Annotated in this window: 14 protein-coding genes; 12 read left to right on the top strand and 2 right to left on the bottom strand. The window is 47.6% G+C overall.

Annotation, left to right across the window (positions count from 1 at the left end; genetic code table 11):
- Positions 1–224 precede the first annotated feature (224 nt).
- The 5 genes from PUW25_RS22630 to PUW25_RS22610 all read left to right on the top strand — a co-directional run bounded on the left by PUW25_RS22630 (position 225) and on the right by PUW25_RS22610 (position 7,188).
- Positions 225–422, top strand: coding sequence for a cold-shock protein (locus tag PUW25_RS22630; protein ID WP_007132290.1), 198 nt, complete (start codon positions 225–227; stop codon positions 420–422).
- A 705-nt stretch (positions 423–1,127) separates the two neighbouring features.
- Positions 1,128–1,700, top strand: coding sequence for a ribosome hibernation-promoting factor, HPF/YfiA family (hpf, locus tag PUW25_RS22625; RefSeq protein ID WP_274337575.1), 573 nt, complete (start codon positions 1,128–1,130; stop codon positions 1,698–1,700).
- 646 nt (positions 1,701–2,346) lie between these two features.
- Positions 2,347–4,854 carry a preprotein translocase subunit SecA gene (gene secA / locus PUW25_RS22620; RefSeq protein ID WP_047912356.1) on the top strand — a complete coding sequence of 836 codons (2,508 nt, stop codon included), beginning with the start codon at positions 2,347–2,349 and terminating at the stop codon, positions 4,852–4,854.
- 202 nt (positions 4,855–5,056) lie between these two features.
- A protein-coding gene (gene prfB / locus PUW25_RS22615; protein ID WP_152557760.1) for a peptide chain release factor 2 occupies positions 5,057–6,170 on the top strand; the annotation gives its coding sequence in 2 pieces (ribosomal slippage) (positions 5,057–5,128 and positions 5,130–6,170; 1,113 coding nt in all).
- Between the two features lie 118 nt (positions 6,171–6,288).
- A complete protein-coding gene (locus PUW25_RS22610) occupies positions 6,289–7,188 on the top strand; it encodes a YitT family protein (protein ID WP_047912355.1) in 900 nt (299 codons plus the stop codon).
- A gap of 294 nt (positions 7,189–7,482) precedes the next feature.
- Here PUW25_RS22610 and cls read toward each other — a convergent pair whose 3' ends face one another.
- Positions 7,483–8,931 (bottom strand): cardiolipin synthase, encoded by a 1,449-nt coding sequence (gene cls / locus PUW25_RS22605; RefSeq protein WP_047912354.1) that lies wholly within the window; start codon positions 8,929–8,931, stop codon positions 7,483–7,485.
- A gap of 398 nt (positions 8,932–9,329) precedes the next feature.
- Between cls and argC the strand changes: the two genes are divergently transcribed.
- From argC to argH, 7 genes are all read left to right on the top strand, one after another.
- On the top strand, positions 9,330–10,379 hold the full coding sequence (gene argC / locus PUW25_RS22600) for an N-acetyl-gamma-glutamyl-phosphate reductase (protein WP_047912353.1): 1,050 nt from the start codon (positions 9,330–9,332) through the stop codon (positions 10,377–10,379).
- A 68-nt stretch (positions 10,380–10,447) separates the two neighbouring features.
- Positions 10,448–11,683, top strand: a complete 1,236-nt coding sequence (gene argJ, locus PUW25_RS22595) for a bifunctional glutamate N-acetyltransferase/amino-acid acetyltransferase ArgJ (protein ID WP_047912352.1) — start codon at positions 10,448–10,450, stop codon at positions 11,681–11,683.
- A gap of 27 nt (positions 11,684–11,710) precedes the next feature.
- A complete protein-coding gene (argB, locus tag PUW25_RS22590) occupies positions 11,711–12,544 on the top strand; it encodes an acetylglutamate kinase (protein ID WP_047912351.1) in 834 nt (277 codons plus the stop codon).
- Positions 12,545–12,687: 143 nt separating this feature from the next.
- Positions 12,688–13,935 (top strand): acetylornithine transaminase, encoded by a 1,248-nt coding sequence (locus PUW25_RS22585; RefSeq protein WP_152557759.1) that lies wholly within the window; start codon positions 12,688–12,690, stop codon positions 13,933–13,935.
- 139 nt (positions 13,936–14,074) lie between these two features.
- Positions 14,075–15,019: an ornithine carbamoyltransferase gene (gene argF, locus PUW25_RS22580; protein ID WP_047912349.1), complete on the top strand. Its 945-nt coding sequence runs from the start codon at positions 14,075–14,077 to the stop codon at positions 15,017–15,019.
- A gap of 141 nt (positions 15,020–15,160) precedes the next feature.
- The gene (locus PUW25_RS22575; protein WP_047912348.1) at positions 15,161–16,393 is read left to right on the top strand and encodes an argininosuccinate synthase; all 1,233 of its coding nucleotides are present in this window, start codon (positions 15,161–15,163) and stop codon (positions 16,391–16,393) included.
- A 138-nt stretch (positions 16,394–16,531) separates the two neighbouring features.
- Positions 16,532–17,938 (top strand): argininosuccinate lyase, encoded by a 1,407-nt coding sequence (gene argH / locus PUW25_RS22570; protein WP_047912347.1) that lies wholly within the window; start codon positions 16,532–16,534, stop codon positions 17,936–17,938.
- Between the two features lie 89 nt (positions 17,939–18,027).
- On the opposite strand, the gene PUW25_RS22565 is transcribed toward argH, so the two are convergent.
- Positions 18,028–18,813: an alpha/beta hydrolase gene (locus PUW25_RS22565; RefSeq protein ID WP_047912346.1), complete on the bottom strand. Its 786-nt coding sequence runs from the start codon at positions 18,811–18,813 to the stop codon at positions 18,028–18,030.
- Positions 18,814–19,002: the final 189 nt, after the last annotated feature.

Below are 19,002 nucleotides of genomic sequence, written 5' to 3'. Positions count from 1 at the left end.
TTCTTTCAGTCGGTTTTAATGTGATGTTTTCTGATTTACTGACTTTATAATTTGTTTGTGATTAGATCTTTTTGTCTCAAAGTTCGACAAAATATTAACATTATTATGTCATATATTAGAAGGTAATCATTTTCTTTTCCAATTGACAATGGATAAGTTTGGATGGTATAGTCGGAGTTGTGAGCCAAGCTCACTTCATTTGATGACGAAGGGAATGTTCGTGCATGCAAGGTAAAGTTAAATGGTTTAACGCAGAAAAAGGTTATGGTTTCATCGAGACTGAGGAAGGCGGCGACGTATTCGTACACTTTTCCGCAATCCAATCCGAAGGCTTCAAGACTTTGGAAGAAGGTCAATCCGTAGAATTCGAAATCGTCGAAGGCGCACGTGGACCACAAGCTGCTAACGTAATCAAATTATAATCATCCCGGCTTAGCCCGACCTACATATAACGGTTAGATGGTTAACAATTGAGTTTAGCTAGCGTCAACCTTGAGACAGTTGTCTCAAGGTTTTTTTTGTTCCCGTTAGAGGGATTTATCTCTCCTCGCTTAGCTTGGGTACCAAGGTACACATGAAGGGACACATACAAGCCTGCTCTCTTTCGAGTATCTAATATCAAACAACAAACTTTAAGCATTGAACCTAAAGCTTCAAACTTAATCTTCAATCTCCTCTATTATTGCCAGGTGCTACTACTCATAGCTATTCATGCAACATTGCATATATCTCAATGGATTATATATTGAACCTCACTAAATAGTACCTCACAGGCTTTGCTCCCCCTCAGGATGTGTACTCTCAGAGTCTTGGCCCCATTTAAGACAACTTCAACCTTATCTCAACGAGATCTAAAGCTTATTTTCTTGCATGATCAGAAATTTTAATTTCACATTATATTAAATTTCCGACAAAATAAGTGAAAGTCTCCGCCAAAATCCGCAGATTTCTTCTTCTCATTTCACAAAGATAACAGAGTATTTTAACCGAATCCTGCTCGCCTCAAACGCTCCTCATACAATTGTCATAACTTTGTGTTAGATATGTGTAAAACGCCCTCATTCTTTTTACATTGGCCTAACAAACATGTTATAATCAAGGTGCAAAGGAAAAGGAGGAATTGCCCTATGAATTTGAGTATTCGAGGTCAACAAATCGAGGTTACCGATGCTTTGAAAGAATATGTCGACAAGAAACTTAGCAAGCTAGAGAAGTATTTCGATGAACCTCTAACCTCTGATGGCAATGTGACACTAAGCGTGAATGTTAACCGCGGGTTCCACACTGTTGAGGTTACGATTCCGATGAAAGGTCTGGTCCTTCGCGCAGAAGACGAGAGCACGGACATGTACGCGTCCATTGACGCGGTGGTGGAGAAGCTCGAGCGTCAGATCCGCAAGCATAAGACGAAGATCAACCGCAAATTCCGTCAAGAAGATAATTTGAAGACGTTTTTTGTTGAAAATGTTCCTGCCAGCCCGTCCCCAGTTACCGATGAGGAGCTGGACAGTGAATATGATGATCTAGAAGTGGTCCGTACGAAGAAATTCTTCCTGAAGCCGATGGATGTGGAGGAAGCCATTTTACAGATGAACATGGTCGGCCATAACTTCTTTGTATTCTCCAATATTGAGAATAATGAAGTTAGCGTCGTGTACAAGCGTAATGACGGCAAGTACGGTCTTATTGAACAAGAATGAGTAAGTACCATTTAAATCTTATTGCATTCAGCCGGTTTGATTTCAACTTAATCTAAGGTTGACTGAAACGATTGTGAATGTTGCGTGCAGGTACTGGTAAGGATTATTTAAAAATTTGATCGAACTAGAAAATAACCAAGAGCCCTCTCTTTGATGAGCAGGGGCTCTTTTTTGTATTTTTCCACATAATGTCTTCGTCATATAGCGAAACTAAATATTAGGCTCATGCGTCTATATATACAGAGTCTTACCGGATGATGGGCTAGGGCTGTGATGAGTTTCACTGCTCATTTTAATAGCGGAATTCGGTGAAAATAAAGGGCCTGCCCTTGTTGCGACAGCCTTGACAAACTGTTACAATTTAGGCAAAACCATTTTTATGTATACTAGAATCAATTTCATAATACCTTTGTTTATGATTTATGAAATTGATTCACCGCTGAATCTAATTCATTGTTTTCGTGAGTGATGAAGTGGATTCACCTTGATTTGAATATGCGTAGAAATGTTATGAATGATTCGATATGAACATCAGCTTGTGCATGTAAGAACTTTGAATGACAGTTGAACCACTCAAGTTCCTAACATTTACCCTTTGCATGCCGAGTTTGATTCTAACATCTGTTTTGCACGAAAGGGGTTAACCATGCTAGGACTAGTGAAGAAGATCTTCGGCGACACCAACGAGCGTGATGTCAAACGTCTGATGAAGACGGTCGATACTATTAATAAAATGGAACCGGAATTTACCGCGCTTTCCGACGCTCAACTTAAAGGGAAGACAGAGGAGTTCCGCGCACGGATTGAGAAAGGGGCTACCCTTGAGGAGATACTGCCGGAAGCCTTTGCTACTGTAAGGGAAGCATCGAAGCGTGTCTTGAATAAACGTCACTATGACGTACAGCTACTTGGCGGTATTGCACTGCATGAAGGCCGGATTGCAGAGATGAAGACAGGGGAAGGGAAGACGCTCGTCGGAACGCTGCCTGTATATCTCAATGCACTTCTTGGCAAGGGTGCTCACGTGGTTACGGTCAATGACTATTTGGCTCAACGTGACAGCCAGGAGATGGGACAGATTTATGAGTACCTCGGCATGACCGTTGGGATTAACCTCAGCGGCATGGATCATGCGTCCAAGCAGGCTGCTTATGCATGTGATATTACGTACGGAACGAACAACGAATACGGGTTTGACTACCTTCGTGACAACATGGTCCTATACAAGGAACAAATGGTACAGCGTCCACTCTATTTCTGCATTATTGACGAAGTGGACTCCATCCTTGTTGACGAAGCGCGTACACCGCTCATCATTTCCGGACAAGCCCAGAAATCGACAGAGCTCTATTTTGCAGCCGATCGTTTCGTGAAGAAGCTGGTCGCTGAAGAGGATTACACTGTAGATATTAAGGTGAAATCTGTAGCGCTGACCGAAGCAGGGGTTGCTAAGGCTGAGCGTGCTTTTGGTATTGATAACTTGTACGACCAAGCTCATGTAACGCTGAATCACCATATCGTGCAGGGGCTTAAGGCGAATGTCATCATGCGTCGTGACGTCGATTACGTCGTTGCAGAAGGCGAAGTTGTCATCGTTGACGAATTTACAGGCCGTCTAATGGCGGGTCGTCGTTACAGCGATGGTCTGCACCAGGCGATCGAAGCGAAGGAAGGCATCGAAGTTCAGAACGAGAGCATGACGCTTGCGACGATTACCTTCCAGAACTATTTCCGGATGTACAAGAAGCTGGCAGGGATGACCGGTACGGCGAAGACAGAGGAAGAAGAGTTCAAGAAGATTTACGGACTTGAAGTGCTTCAAGTACCGACGAACCGTCCGAACCAGCGTCAGGATATCCCGGATGTGGTTTATAAGAGCGTAGAGAGCAAGTTCAGAGCCGTGGTGAATGAGATCGTAGAACGTCATGCGAAGAATCAGCCGGTACTCGTGGGTACGGTGTCCATTGAGAACTCTGAGGTTCTGTCCGAAATGCTGAAGCGCAAAGGTGTGAAGCACCAGGTATTGAACGCGAAATACCATGCGGAGGAAGCACAGATCATCTCCGGTGCAGGTCAGGCTGGAGCGGTAACGATTGCGACCAACATGGCTGGACGCGGTACAGACATTATTCTGGGTGAAGGCGTATCGGATCTTGGCGGCCTGCACATCATCGGTACAGAGCGTCATGAGTCGAGACGGATCGATAACCAGCTACGCGGTCGTGCCGGACGTCAGGGTGATCCGGGTTCGACGCAGTTCTATCTGTCACTTGGCGATGAGCTCATGAAGCGCTTTGGTGCGGATAACGTACTGAACATGATGGAGCGTCTTGGCTTCGAGGAAGATCAGCCGATTGAGAGCAAGATGATTACGCGTGCGGTAGAATCCGCTCAGAAGCGTGTTGAGGGCAATAACTTCGATATGCGTAAAGTCGTTCTCCAATATGACGATGTCATGAACCAGCAGCGTGAAGTCATCTACAAGCAGCGTCGTGAGGTGCTGGAGTCTGAGAACATCAAGCAGATCGTGATGGAGATGATCCGTGGAACGATTCAGCGTAATGTGGAGGCTCACTGCCCGGATGATATCCCAGAGAACTGGGAGCTGCAGGAAGTAGCAGACTACATGAACAGTAAGATGCTCGAAGAGGGCGCTATTACCCGCGATGATCTATGGGGCAAAGAGGTTGAAGAGATCGTTGAGTTCATCTTTGGCAAGGTGCAGGAGAAGTATGATGCCCGTGAAGAGCGCATTGGGGAAGAAATGGTGCGTGAATTCGAGAAGGTTATTGTGCTTCGTGCGGTAGATAGCAAATGGATGGACCATATCGATGCGATGGATCAGCTGCGTCAAGGGATTCACCTTCGGGCATACGGCGGTACTGATCCGCTTCGCGAATACCAATTTGAAGGATTTGCGATGTTCAACGAGATGATCTCCACGATTCAGGAGGAAGTTGCAACTTATGTCATGAGAGCTCAAATCGAGAGCAACCAGGAGCGTCAAGCGGTTGTGGACGAGAAGCAGATCTCAACAAGCGGCGAACCTGCGGAGAAGCGTCCTGTGAAGGTAGCAGACCAAATCGGACGCAACGATCCTTGTCCTTGCGGCAGTGGCAAGAAATATAAACATTGCCATGGTCAAACTTCTTAATTCGGCATAGAATATAATATAAATTAAGGGTTTTGCTCAGAATCCCACCTGTGTGATGCACAGGATGCATGGGATGGCGTGATGCATAATCTGAAATAGGTTTGTTTTAATAATACAGCTCCCTGAGACTTGTCCGTGTTACTGTACGTGGCCAGGTCTCAGTGGGGCTTTATCTACAAGTAAAGAGAGGAATCTGTGAATCATGATTGAACCAAGCATTAAGCAGGATTTACGCGAGATCAGCAAGAAACTAACCAACCTTAGGGGGTCTCTTTGACTTAGATCTGAAGAATGAAATGATCGCAAACTTCGAAGAGAAGATGTCAGCCCCTGATTTTTGGGATGATAATGATAAAGCCCAGGCGCTCATCTCCGAGATGAATGCAGTGAAGGGCTCTGTCGATCAGTACAAGAAGCTGCAGCAGGAATATGATGATGCGAGCATGATGATCGAGCTGGCGGAAGAGGAAGGCGATGAGAGCATCGCGGCAGAAATCGGTGAAACGATCAAAGCCCTGGTAAGCAAGCTGGAGGAGTTCGAGCTGCAGCTGCTGCTGGATCAGCCTTATGACAAGATGAATGCCATTCTGGAGCTGCATCCTGGTGCAGGCGGTACGGAGTCTCAGGACTGGGGACAAATGCTGCTTCGGATGTACACTCGCTGGGCTGAGAAGCGCGGCTTCAAGGTGGAAGTGCTGGATTACCTTCCGGGAGACGAAGCGGGAATCAAGAGCGTGACCTTGTCCATTAAGGGCTATAATGCTTATGGTTACCTCAAAGCTGAGAAGGGTGTACATCGTCTGGTGCGAATCTCTCCATTCGATTCATCTGGCCGCAGACACACCTCGTTCGTATCCTGTGATGTTGTACCCGAGATTACAGAGGACGTAGAAGTGGATATCCGGACTGAAGATTTGAAGATCGATACGTACCGTGCGAGCGGTGCCGGCGGTCAGCATATCAATACGACGGACTCGGCTGTACGGATTACGCATATTCCAACCGGTGTCGTTGTGACGTGTCAGAATGAGCGCTCTCAGATCAAGAACCGTGAGCGTGCCATGACGATGCTTCGTTCGAAGCTGTACGAGCGAAAACTGGAAGAGCAGCAAAAAGAACTGGATGAAATCCGAGGGGAACAGTCGGAAATTGCATGGGGCAGCCAGATTCGCTCCTATGTATTCCATCCCTATAGTATGGTAAAGGATCACCGCACATCCGTGGAGACGGGGAACGTAGGCGCAGTAATGGACGGCGATCTGGATACTTTCATTGATGGATACCTCCGCAAGCAAATTAAGGTGGAGTCTGAATAATTTATATGGAATTCCAACATGGTAAGGTTAAGTATAGCCGTGTAGGAATTTTTTTGGTTGTTTTTAATTATGAAGTGAAATCATCGATCATCTATGTTAAGGGGAGACAGTAATCAAGATGCAGCAAGCACAAGAGCGCAAGAGCAGGAACAAAAGAGCTTCAAATCTCATTCCGGTGGACGGTCCGCTTCGAGTGGTCGTTGACGCCTTTTTCATCATATTCGGGGCATTTGTCATGTCCATTGCCTTCAATCTGTTCCTCGTGCCGAATTTGATCGCCTCGGGCGGTGTATCGGGTATCTCGATTCTGGGGCAGGCCGCCTTCGGATTCGAACCGGCATTTACACAGTGGGCACTGAATATTCCGTTATTCATTGCAGGGTATTCCATACTGGGAAGGCAATATGCTATCCGTTCCCTGCTCGGAAGTGTGATGCTTCCGCTGTTCGTTTATCTTACTAAGGATTGGACGGTGCCTACCAGCAACCCGCTGCTGGCTTCGATCTTTGGCGGAATTGGCGTTGGGCTCGGGATTGGTATCGTATACCGCGGACGAGGTTCCACAGGGGGACTGACGATCCTTGCGCAAATTATTCAGAAATACAGTGGTCTCCGGCTGTCCCTGAGTGTCATGCTGCTGGATGGGGCAGTTATTGTAATAGCGGGGATGCTGCTGTCCCTAGAGAACTCACTTTATGCACTCATCAGTTTATATGTCACGGGAAAAGTGATTGATGCGGTTGAAATGGGATTTGGTACTTCCAAAGTCGCCTACATTATATCCAATTATACGGAACCAATTAAGCAGGCGATATTGCACGATCTGGACCGAGGCGTAACGAAGCTGTCTGCCCAAGGAGGTTATACGGATGATGACCGTACGGTGCTGATGGTTGTTGTGGGGCAAAGTGAGATTGCGAGATTGAAGACGCTCGTTCGTGCGGTGGATCCGAATGCATTTGTGACCATTACGAATGCGCATGAGGTGCTGGGAGAAGGGTTTAAGAAGACATTCTAAACAGAAGCGTGTTAGTTACTTGCTGCATAAGCCGTATTTATGCAAACTGTGAATCATCGAAGTTCATGAACTTATTCAAGCGATGAACACCGAGTGCAGGTGGAGAAGAATGGTATGTGTAGCTACAGAAATGTAGAAAATTTTTAGCTACAGCTAGTAGATGTAGAGATTCAGGCTGAGTCGCTAAAGAATGAATGGAGCGGCTAATGCATAAATGAATAAGTTAATAGGGAAATGACAAAAGGGAGTGGCCTCACGTTTGAACGGAGGAACTCCCTTTTCTCTATTATATAGCTATAAAATTGGCGAGAGCAGCCTGGATATGGATTCCTTGAACCGGATCCAGAGCGAACGCTGTCTGTAGTGTTCTGCTGTCATCTCGGCAGAGAGCTGCATATCTTTTTCGAAAGCATCCGTCAGCTCCAGCGCAATCTTGGAATCATAAATAAAAGCGTTGATCTCGAAGTTAAGCCTGAAGCTGCGGACATCGAAGTTGGCTGTACCGATGGTGGCCATTTTCTTATCTACAACGATCATTTTCGTATGCAGGAAGCCGTTGTCGTAGATATAAATCTTGGCGCCGACCTTGATAAGCTCACCGACGTACGAAGTTGTTGCCCAGTAGACAAACATGTGGTCCGGCTTATTCGGGATCATGATTCGTACATCAATTCCTGACAGACAGGCAATCCGTACCGCATCCAGCATACTAGCATCGGGAATAAAATACGGCGTCTGAATGATGATGGATTTCTTCGCAGCAGAGATCATTTTGATATATCCATTCTTGATATGCTCGATTTCGGCATCGGGTCCGCTCGTTACAATCTGCATACCGATATGATCCTTGCCTTCCGGCTCAGGAAAATGTTCAGGCACAAACGTAATGTCATGATAACGGGACGCTTCATTCCAGTCCATAATAAACCGGGCCTGCAGTGTGGAAACCGCCGTTCCTTGAATCCGCAGATGCGTATCGCGCCAGTATCCAAACTTCTTATCCTTGCCGAGATACTCATCCCCTACGTTAAACCCGCCAGTATATCCGATAATTCCATCAATGATAACGAGCTTACGGTGATTACGATAATTGAGCCGCAGGTTGATCAGCCTGAACTTCGATGGGAAGAAGACCTCAACCTTCCCTCCGGCTGCAACCAGCTCTTTGAAGAAGCTCTTCTTCATGCTCCGTGAGCCAAGCGCATCATACAGTACCCGCACGTACACGCCTTCTCGGGCTTTTTTGATCAGTGCATTTCGAATGCTTCTCCCCAGCCCATCTCCTCGAAGAATATAGTACTGGATATGAATATGATCCTGTGCATTTTCAATGTCTTCCATCAGCTTGTTGAATTTATGATGTCCGTCGCAGAAGATTTCGACACTGTTGTCTTCCGTAAATAGCGCACCATTTTGAATGAGATGCATATAAATAAAATCCTTGTACTCTAAAGTGTCTTGTTTGCGGAATGGGAAATCCTTCTCCTGCAGGTGACGAATCTGATCGATGACCATCTGGTCGATGTTGAGCTTCGCGCGTTCCTTCCATTGAAAAAGACGGTATCTTGTAAGGTTTTGTCCGAGCAGCAGGTAGAGCACGAACCCTACAATCGGAATAAAAGTAAGCACGAGCAGCCAGGCCCAGGTGGAAGAAGCATCTTTGCGTTCTAGAAATATAAGGGCGGCAGCCAGTAACATATTGATGATGATCACTACGATGTAGCTGATATGGTTAATATCCAAGTGAGTCGTTCCTCCAAATTCGATGATATCTATGTAGCTAGGCTTATTAGTCCAATCTATCTATGAGCTTAATTAACCCTATTATGCATCATATCACTCAATTGGAATCCACGAAAAGAGATTTCATAGCATGTCATCATTTTTTTGACGAGGGGAAGGATCAGGAACGAATAATAACATATAGAAATCATGTATAAAGTGTTGTATTTATATAAGTCTGGATGTATAATAATTCACATCTATTAAAGAGAACGTATCGTTAAATGTATGGAGTACATCGGAAATTAGGGATCAGAAATTCAGAATTACTGACATAATAGGCACCGTTATATAGAGTGCTGCATACATAGAGAGTTGCATGGACTGTGAGCTCAGCTTAAGAGAGAAGGGGAGACATTATGAAGAACAAATTAAAGGTAGCAATTGTGGGTTCCACTGGGTATGGCGGAGTGGAGCTCATTCGTTTTTTACAGCATCATCCAAACGTAGAGATCGCCTCGGTCATTTCGTCTTCGACGAGCGGAGTATCCATTGCTGAAGGGTTCCCTCACTTGAACACGATTATGGAGCAGACACTGGACGGCATTGACGTAGCCCATATGGCAGCAAATGTGGATCTTGTATTCACCGCCACGCCATCAGGTGTAAGTACACAGCTCGTTCCTCAGCTTATTGATGCGGGTCTCAAGGTTATTGACCTGTCGGGCGACTTCAGGTTGAAGGACGGAGCAGCGTATGAAAAATGGTATAAACACACTCCTGCAGAGGATCAGTATCTGGAGCAGGCTGTTTACGGACTTAGTGAAGTGTATGGAGAGCAGGTTCAAGGTGTAGACTTCATCTCTAACCCGGGCTGTTATCCGACAGCAACGCTGCTGGGACTGATTCCTGCCATCGCATCAGGCATGATCGATCCCGCAAGCATCATTATTGATGCGAAATCCGGTGTATCCGGAGCAGGTCGAGGCACAAGCCTGGCTTCGCATTATGCTGAGATTAATGAGAATTTCAAAGCCTACAAGGTCAACAAGCATCAGCACATTCCGGAGATTGAGCAGGTACTTACAGACATAGCAGGTCATAAAGTAACCGTCACATTTACAGCACAGCTCGTTCCTATGACTAGAGGTATCATGAGCACGATGTATGCAACCTTAAATGGAAATTATACAGACCAGGATTTCATTGATGCATACAACCAGTATTATGAGGGCAAGCCATTCATTCGAATCAGGCAAGCGGGAAGCTGGCCGGCGACGAAGGAAGTGTTCGCATCCAACTATTGTGACATTGGGTTCTCAGCCGATTCACGTACAGGAAGAGTTACCATCTTCGCCGTGATTGATAATGTCGTGAAGGGCGCTGCTGGGCAGGCCATTCAGAATTTGAATCTGATGATGGGCTGGGAGGAAGCAACAGGTCTTCAATTCTCACCAGTATACCCATAAATATAAGGAAGCATAATCCGTGCATGTCCGGCTTTTCATATTAACTTGGATAGGATGGGGAGGAAATCATGGGACAGGTTGCAATTCAGGCTTTTAGCATCGTGGATAACGGATCGATCGTATCGCCCTTAGGATTCAGCGCAGGAGGTCTGCATTGTGGACTTAAGAAGACAGATCGGAACGATCTTGGCGCTATTAAATGTGATGTAGTTGCGAACGCGGCTGCTGTATATACAACGAATGTATTCCAAGCGGCACCGCTTCAGGTGACAAGAGACAGTCTGAAGAACGGTAAGCTTCAAGCCATTATCGTGAACAGCGGTAATGCGAATGCCGTGACGGGCAAGCAGGGAGAAGAAGATGCTTATGCAATGAGAGCAGCTGCTGCGCGTGAGCTGGGTGTGGCCGAAGAGGATGTAGCGGTTGCTTCAACGGGTGTCATTGGTGAGCTGCTCAAGATGGATTGTGTACATGCCGGAATTAAGGCGATGCCTGCGAAGATGGGCAAGGACACGGATGTAGCGGGTGAGTTCTCTCAAGCGATTCTGACTACTGATCTTGTAAAAAAAGAAATCTGTGTCACCACTCAAGTGGACGGCAAACAAGTTACGATTGCGGGAGCGGCAAAGGGCTCAGGGATGATTCACCCGAATATGGCGACAATGCTTGCTTTTGTAACCTGTGATGCAGAGATTGAACAGCAGGCATTGCAAGGGCTGCTGGGTCAATCGACAGATTCGACCTTCAATATGATTACGGTGGACGGCGATACCAGTACGAATGATATGCTGGTGGCGATGTCCAGCGGGCTGGCAGGCAACGATATACTCACTCCGAAGCATAAAGACTGGGAGTCGTTCGCAGAGGCATTCAACTATGTATGCGAAGTGTTGGCCAAGGCGATTGCAAGAGATGGAGAAGGCGCAACAAAGCTGGTTGAGGTAAACATTCAAGGAGCAGACACGGATGATTCTGCCAGAGCCATCGCGAAGACGGTGATTGGTTCGAGTCTGGTCAAGACAGCCATGTTCGGTGCAGATGCAAACTGGGGACGAATCATTGCTGCTGTAGGCCGTGCCGGCGTGCCGGTAAATCCGGAACAGGTGGATGTGAAGCTGGGAGATATTTTGGTGCTGCAAGGCTCTCGTCCTGTGGCATTCAGTGAAGATGAGGCACTTGCCTATCTTCAGGGCGACACGGTTCAGATCTTTGTTAATCTTCATGGTGGTACAGGTAAGGCTACTGCCTGGGGCTGCGATCTGACTTATGATTATGTGCGGATTAATGCAGCTTATCGGACATAAAGATACTTGGAGAAGGGGAGAGGGGACATGACGCAGGCAAGTGCAGAAGTGAAGAAGAGCTCGACCGGGAAGTCAGCAGGAGCGTTTGTCATGAAATGCGGAGGGAGTACGCTTGCGGCGCTGCCGGCTTCCTTTTTCGAGGATTTGCGTGAGCTTCAAGCGGAAGGTACAGCACCCGTTATCGTTCATGGCGGCGGTCCGGCGATTTCGGAAAATTTAGAGAAGCTTGGCATCGAAACTGAATTCGTTAATGGGCTGCGTAAGACAACCGAGCCGGTGCTGGATGTTGTGGAAATGGTGCTGGCAGGCAGCATTAACAAGCAGATCGTCCGACTTATCCAGGGGACGGGAGCACGGGCGATTGGTTTGTCCGGTGTGGACGGTGGTCTCATACAGGCGAAGCCGGTCAGTAACAGTGCTGAGGTTGGTTATGTAGGAGATGTCACTCGGGTAGAGGCTTCTATTATAGAAGGAATCGTTAACCTGGGTTATATGCCAGTAATTGCGCCTGTAGGTGTAGATGCAGCAGGACAACGCTATAATATCAACGCAGACACTGCGGCGGGAGCTGTCGCTTCCCATCTGGGTGTGGACCGAATGATTGTCGTTACTGATGTACCTGGCATTATGAAGAACGTTGATGGAGTGAAGAAAGTGCTTCCTTCGGTTACCGTGCAGCAGATTGAAGATATGATCCAGAGCGGCGAAATTTATGGAGGCATGATTCCCAAAGTGAGAGCCGCGATTAAATGTATTCAAGGCAAAGTAAAAGAGGTCGTCATCGTGGACGGCAGCGAGCCGAAGATCTTGAGCCGGGTGCTTAAGGGAGAAGTGATCGGCACGAGAATTGTACGGATGTAACGGTTAGGCCGCAATAATAAGTTGAAGAATACTAACTTACAATACGAGTTCGTGGTAACAGCTCGGAATAAGAGTTTGCAGTAGGAGCAATGAATACTTTTTATTAAAAAAGGCGCATGCGCCAAAATCGGATGGGAGTGTAGATGATGACCGTTACGAATCAATCACAGCAGACACAAGCGGGAGCACCGGATACGCAAGTGACAAATGAAACAGGGAGCTCGCTTTTTCCAACCTATGCACGGTATCCGCTCAGCCTGATCAAGGGCAAGGGCAGTTACCTGTGGGATGACAAGGGCAATAAATATTTGGACTTCGTGAGTGGTCTCGCTGTTACCAATCTGGGTCATGCGCCGGATAAGATTGTAAATAAAGTGAAGGAACAGCTGGATGAGCTGTGGCATGTATCGAATCTGTTCACCATTCCTGGACAGGAGCAGGCAGCGAAGCTGCTTACGGCGAATACTTGTGCAGATGCAGTGTTCTTCTGCAACAGCGGGGCAGAGGCTAATGAAGCTGCAATTAAGCTGGCGCGCAGATATCAGCAAAAAGTGCTGGGCAAAGGCAAGTTTGAAATTATCACCTTCAAACAGTCCTTCCATGGCCGGACACTGGCAACACTCACGGCGACAGGACAGGATAAAGTGAAGGAGGGCTTCCTTCCGCTGCCTGAAGGCTTTGTTCATGTACCATTGCATGATATTCCTGCACTGGAAGCAGCGATTACACCGCATACAGCGGCGATTATGCTAGAGCTGATCCTGGCTGAAGGCGGCATTCATGTCGTCGATCCGGAATTTTTGAGAAAAGTGAAGGCACTCTGTGAGGAGCATGGCTTGCTGCTGATTATGGATGAGGTGCAGACAGGCATGGGCAGAACAGGCAAGCTGTTTGCTCATCAGCATTATGATGTGGAGCCGGATATTTTCACTTCAGCCAAAGGGATTGGCAGTGGATTTCCGGTGGGTGCGATGCTGGGTAAAGGTTATTTGCGCGACGCATTTACCCCGGGAAGTCATGCGACCACATTCGGCGGCACACCGCTGGCCATGGCAGCAGTCAATGCAACGATAGAGACGATCATTGAAGAAGAGCTGCCTAAACGAGCACAGCAAATGGGAGATTACTTGATCGAATCCTTGCGCAAGGAGCTGGAAGGCATTTCATTTGTTACTGAGGTGCGCGGCAGAGGTCTGATCGTTGGCATTGCGTGTAAGGGTCCGGTTGGCGATATTATTACAGCAGGCCAGAACAGAGGCTTCCTGTTCGTGAATGCGGGGCCTGAAGTGATTCGCTTCCTGCCGAACTTGTACGTAACTACAGAAGAAATCGACACAGCGGTTGCTCTGATCAAGACTTTGATTGAGGAACACGTCGCGGCGAATGCGTAAATCCTTATAAGGCCAGTCCTGCAAGGGGAACTTAGAAGCTGGAACATTGTAGGTCGAACTAAACGTTAAACTGAGGTGAAGCTCAGTTGAAGGATAGAAGAAGTTTGAGCATGGAGATAGATTTGAAGGAGGATGAAAAATGACGATTACACAGCTGAACCTCAAAGGCCGGGATTTTATTGAATTTACAGACTACAGCAAAGAGGAGATTGAGTATCTTCTACAGCTTGCTGTCGATATCAAGAAGAAGCAAAAAAGCGGTGAAGTCTATCAGCCGCTGAAGGGCAAGACCATCGGACTTATTTTTGAAAAATCATCGACACGTACACGCGTATCTTTTGAAGTAGGGATGTTCCAGCTGGGCGGGCACGCACTATTCCTTAGCAAAAATGACATTCAGCTTGGACGCGGCGAAATCATCAGCGACACAGCTCAGGTGCTCTCACGTTACCTGGACGGTATTATGATTCGGACGTTTGCGCACAGTAATGTGACGGAGCTTGCCAAGTATGCGGATATTCCCGTAATCAACGGGCTGAGCGACGATGCACATCCTTGCCAGGTGCTCGCTGATTTCCAGACCGTGCTGGAGCATAAAGGACAGCTGAAAGGTCTCAAGATGGCCTATGTAGGCGACGGAAACAACATGGCACATTCCCTGATGCTCGGCGCTGCCAAGCTTGGAGTGCATGTATCGGTAGCAAGTCCAGAAGGATACGAGCCGAATCCGGCGATCGTAGAGCAGGCGAAGAGCATTGCGCAAGAGACGGGAGCTCAGGTTGTGGTGACCCGCAGTCCAGAGGAAGCAGTGAAGGATGCGGATATTATTTATACAGATGTGTGGGCAAGTATGGGCTTTGAGGAAGAACAGAAGGTTCGCGAAGCCGCTTTTGCCGATTATCAGGTTAATGAAGAGCTCGTTAAAGGAGCGAAGAAGGATTATATCTTCCTGCACTGCCTTCCTGCTCACCGCGGCGAAGAAGTAAGTGAAGGCGTCATCGACGGACCGAACTCGGCTATTTTTGACCAGGCGGAGAACCGACTTCATGCCCAAAAAGCACTGATGGCTGCCCTGATGGGTTAATGGGGAGATTGTGGTAGGGAAATTCAGCTTGAATTAAGCAGCTAAAGGTTTATGAAATTGACTTGTTAATGTTAAAATAAATTAAATTGAAAATTTTGGATTCCATATCGACTATGGTTCAAGCGACTTAAGGAGGACATTATGGCAAAAGAGAAAATTGTACTAGCTTATTCCGGCGGATTGGATACTTCCGTCATTCTAAAATGGCTCAAGGAAACCTATGATGCAGAGATCATTGCATTCACAGCAGATATCGGACAGAAGGAAGAGCTGGACGGTCTAGAAGAAAAAGCACTTGCAACAGGTGCCTCCAAAGTATATATCGACGATCTGCGTGATGAGTTCGCTAGTGACTTCATTTATCCAATGTTCCAGGCAGGCGCCTTGTACGAAGGCCAATATCTGCTCGGTACCAGTATCGCGCGTCCATTGATTGCTAAACGGATGGTTGATATCGCGATTGCCGAAGGCGCAACAGCTATTGCTCACGGCGCGACAGGCAAAGGTAACGACCAGGTTCGTTTCGAGCTGAACGCAGCTGCGCTGACACCAGATATCAAGGTAATTGCCCCATGGCGTCTGGAAGAATTCCGTAATCAATTCCCGGGACGGGCGGAAATGATCGCTTATGCAGAACAGCATGGCATTCCGGTAACTGCATCGGCTGCGAAGCCGTATTCCATGGACCGCAACCTGCTGCATATCAGCTATGAGAGCGGAGTGCTTGAGGATCCTTGGTTTGATGCGAGTGCGCCGGAGAACAAAGAAATGTTCCTTCTTAGCAACTCGCCGGAGGATGCTCCGGATGAAGCGGAATACTTGGACCTTGAGTTCAAGAATGGGGACTGCGTAGCCTTGAACGGAGAGCAGCTTAGTCCGCTTGAAGTGATGGAGAAGCTGAATGAGCTGGGCGGCAAGCACGGAATCGGCCGTGTAGATATGGTGGAGAACCGTTTCGTGGGTATGAAGAGCCGCGGCGTGTATGAGACACCAGGCGGAACGATTCTGTTCACTGCACATCGTAAGATGGAATCCATCACTATGGACCGTGAAGTCATGAACCTGCGTGACAGCTTGATTACCCGCTACAGTACGCTTGTGTACAACGGCTTCTGGTTTGCACCGGAACGCCTGGCACTGCAGGCACTGGTGACAGAGAGCCAGAAGAATGTAACAGGAACCGTTCGCGTGAAGCTGTACAAAGGCAATATTATCGCGGCTGGTGTGAAGAGCCCTGTCAGTCTGTACAATCCGGATATCGCTACGATGGAGGCAGATCCTACCCAGGCTTACGATCAAGGGGATGCAACAGGCTTCATCCGCCTGAATGCGCTTCGTCTTAAGGTCGGATCAGGTGTAGCACAGAACCAATAATGAAGTGTCCTAGTGGCATGAGTGGCATGATTATAGATAAAGCAGCAGTAAGCTGGTAAGGAAGCGTAAGGCCGTTCCTTGAAGAGACCTCAGGAGCGGCCTTTATCCATGAGATGTGAAAGGGAGGCAAGCACAGACATGAGTAAATTATGGGGCGGGCGTTTCACCAAGCAAACGAATCATTTGGTTGAGGAATATACAGCATCGATCAATTTTGACAAGGCACTTGCAGAGGAAGATATTCAAGGCAGTCTGGCACATGTGACGATGCTGGGCAAATGCGGGATTTTGCCACAGGAGGATGTGGAGAAGATCAAAGAAGGACTTCACACGGTCCTTGGCAAAATTCGGGAAGGCCAGATTGAGTTCTCTGTCTCGGATGAAGATATTCATATGAATATCGAGAAGAATCTGATTGAGGAGATCGGACCGGTAGGTGGTAAGCTTCACACGGGACGCAGTCGGAATGACCAAGTAGCAACCGACATGCATCTCTACTTGCGGTCACGCGTTATCGAGATTGTCGGGATGCTGCATGCGCTGCAGGAGGCGCTGATCGGACAAGCCAAAGAGAATCTGGATACGATTATTCCTGGCTATACCCATCTGCAAAGAGCACAGCCCATTCTGTTCGCTCATCATCTGATGGCGTATGTCTCCATGTTCCAGCGTGATGCGGAGCGTCTGATCGACAGCTACAAACGAATTAATGTGCTTCCACTGGGTGCAGGTGCCTTGGCAGGCACAACCTTCCCGATTGATCGTCATTTTGTAGCTGAGCAGCTTCAATTTGACCGTGTGTATGAGAACAGCCTGGATGCGGTAAGCGATCGTGATTTTATCGTTGAGTTCTTAGCTGATGCTTCCCTTATTATGATGCACCTGTCTCGTCTGAGTGAGGAGCTGGTACTATGGAGCAGCACAGAGTTCAGTTTTGTTGAGCTTGATGATGCATTCTGCACTGGCAGCAGCATTATGCCACAGAAGAAGAACCCGGATGTACCGGAGCTCGTCCGCGGCAAGACAGGACGTGTATATGGGAATCTGATGGGTCTGCTCACTGTGCTTAAATCCCTTCCGCTTGCCTACAACAAAGATATGCAGGAAGACAAGGAAGGTATGTTTGATACGGTGGCAACTCTTGAAGGTGCGCTGCAGCTGTTTGCGCCAATGATTGCTACGATGAAGGTAAACAAAGGACGCATGCGCGAAGCCGTGAACCAGGACTTTTCCAACGCGACTGATATTGCGGACTTCCTCGTAGGCAATGGCCTTCCTTTCCGTCAGGCACATGAGGTTATCGGTAAGACAGTGCTGTATTGTATCCAAAACGGAAAATACTTGCTCGATCTAACCCTTGATGAGTTCAAGCAGTTCTCCGAGCTGTTCGATGATCAGATCTATGCCGTGCTTCAGCCGGAAGCGGTTGTTAATGCGCGTAATGTTTACGGAGGTACAGCTTCAGTCCAAGTAACGGATGCGATTCGCCGAAGCGAAGCGATGCTGGGTCTGACGACACAATGGCTCAAGGAGCATACAGAGTAAGTAAATCGTTCTAAATATAAAAAGGGATTACTTGAAGGAGGCCAGTGCGGCCTTCCTCAAAGTAATCCCTTTTTTAACGTGCTGACTGTTTATTTTTGCAAAGGAAGCCAGTTCAAAACATCCTGAATATGTGTATCCCAGTATCCCCACTCATGCTCTCCAGGGCCTTCGATATAGGTGAAGTCAAGACTTGTTTGTTCAGCCGCCGAACGGAAGCTGAGATTATCCTCATATAGAAAGTCCTCTGTCCCGCAGCATTGGAACAGCTTAGGCTTAGGTCCTGGCTGCTGATCGCATTCCTTGAGCAAATGCAGCAGATCATTATCCGTGCCCGCTATCTTATCCCCGAATATCCGTTTGAATTCTACGCTTCGTGCTTCATCCTGAGTCTGGATCTTGTCATAATGGGCAGCCATGTCAACAGCACCCGAGAGGCTCGCGGCAGCAGCATATTCCTGGGGTCTGGACAACGCAATCTTCATAGCACCATATCCGCCCATGGAGAGCCCGGCCACAAAGTTATCCTCACGTGCAGAAGACAATGGGAAGAAGGATCGGGCCAGCTTTGGAACCTCCTCCGTTATGTACGTATAATACTTGCTTCCTTCCGCCATATCGGTGTAGAAGCTGCGGTAACCGTTCGGCATCACGACCGCGATTCCCAGAGCAGAGGCGTAGCGTTCAATGGAAGTCCGGCGCAGCCAGATCGAGTCATCATCGGAGAGACCATGCAGTAGATAAAGTGTCGGGTAGGGCCCGTGTCCCTGCTTCGTATCCACGCCAATCTGAGAGAAAGTCTGCTGAGGCAGAATGACGTGCATCGTTGTATTCAGTCCTAGTACTTCGGAATAAAAGTGACATTGCATAAAGGCCATGTAAAGGTGCTCCCTTCGAATAGAGATGAATTGTAGTCACTTTTATTATAAAGCATATTCCAATAAAAAGCGGTTTCATTTTCAGCGGAGCAATTCAATTCAAATAGGGTGGATATCAAGAAGTGACAGGAAAGTTTAAACGGGCTTCATCTCGGTCTGTGGCGTACGTAAGCGCTGAACGAAAAGTTA

This window comes from Paenibacillus urinalis, assembly GCF_028747985.1.
Lineage (GTDB): Bacteria > Bacillota > Bacilli > Paenibacillales > Paenibacillaceae > Paenibacillus > Paenibacillus urinalis.
This window is presented reverse-complemented; position numbering and strand designations above follow the sequence as displayed.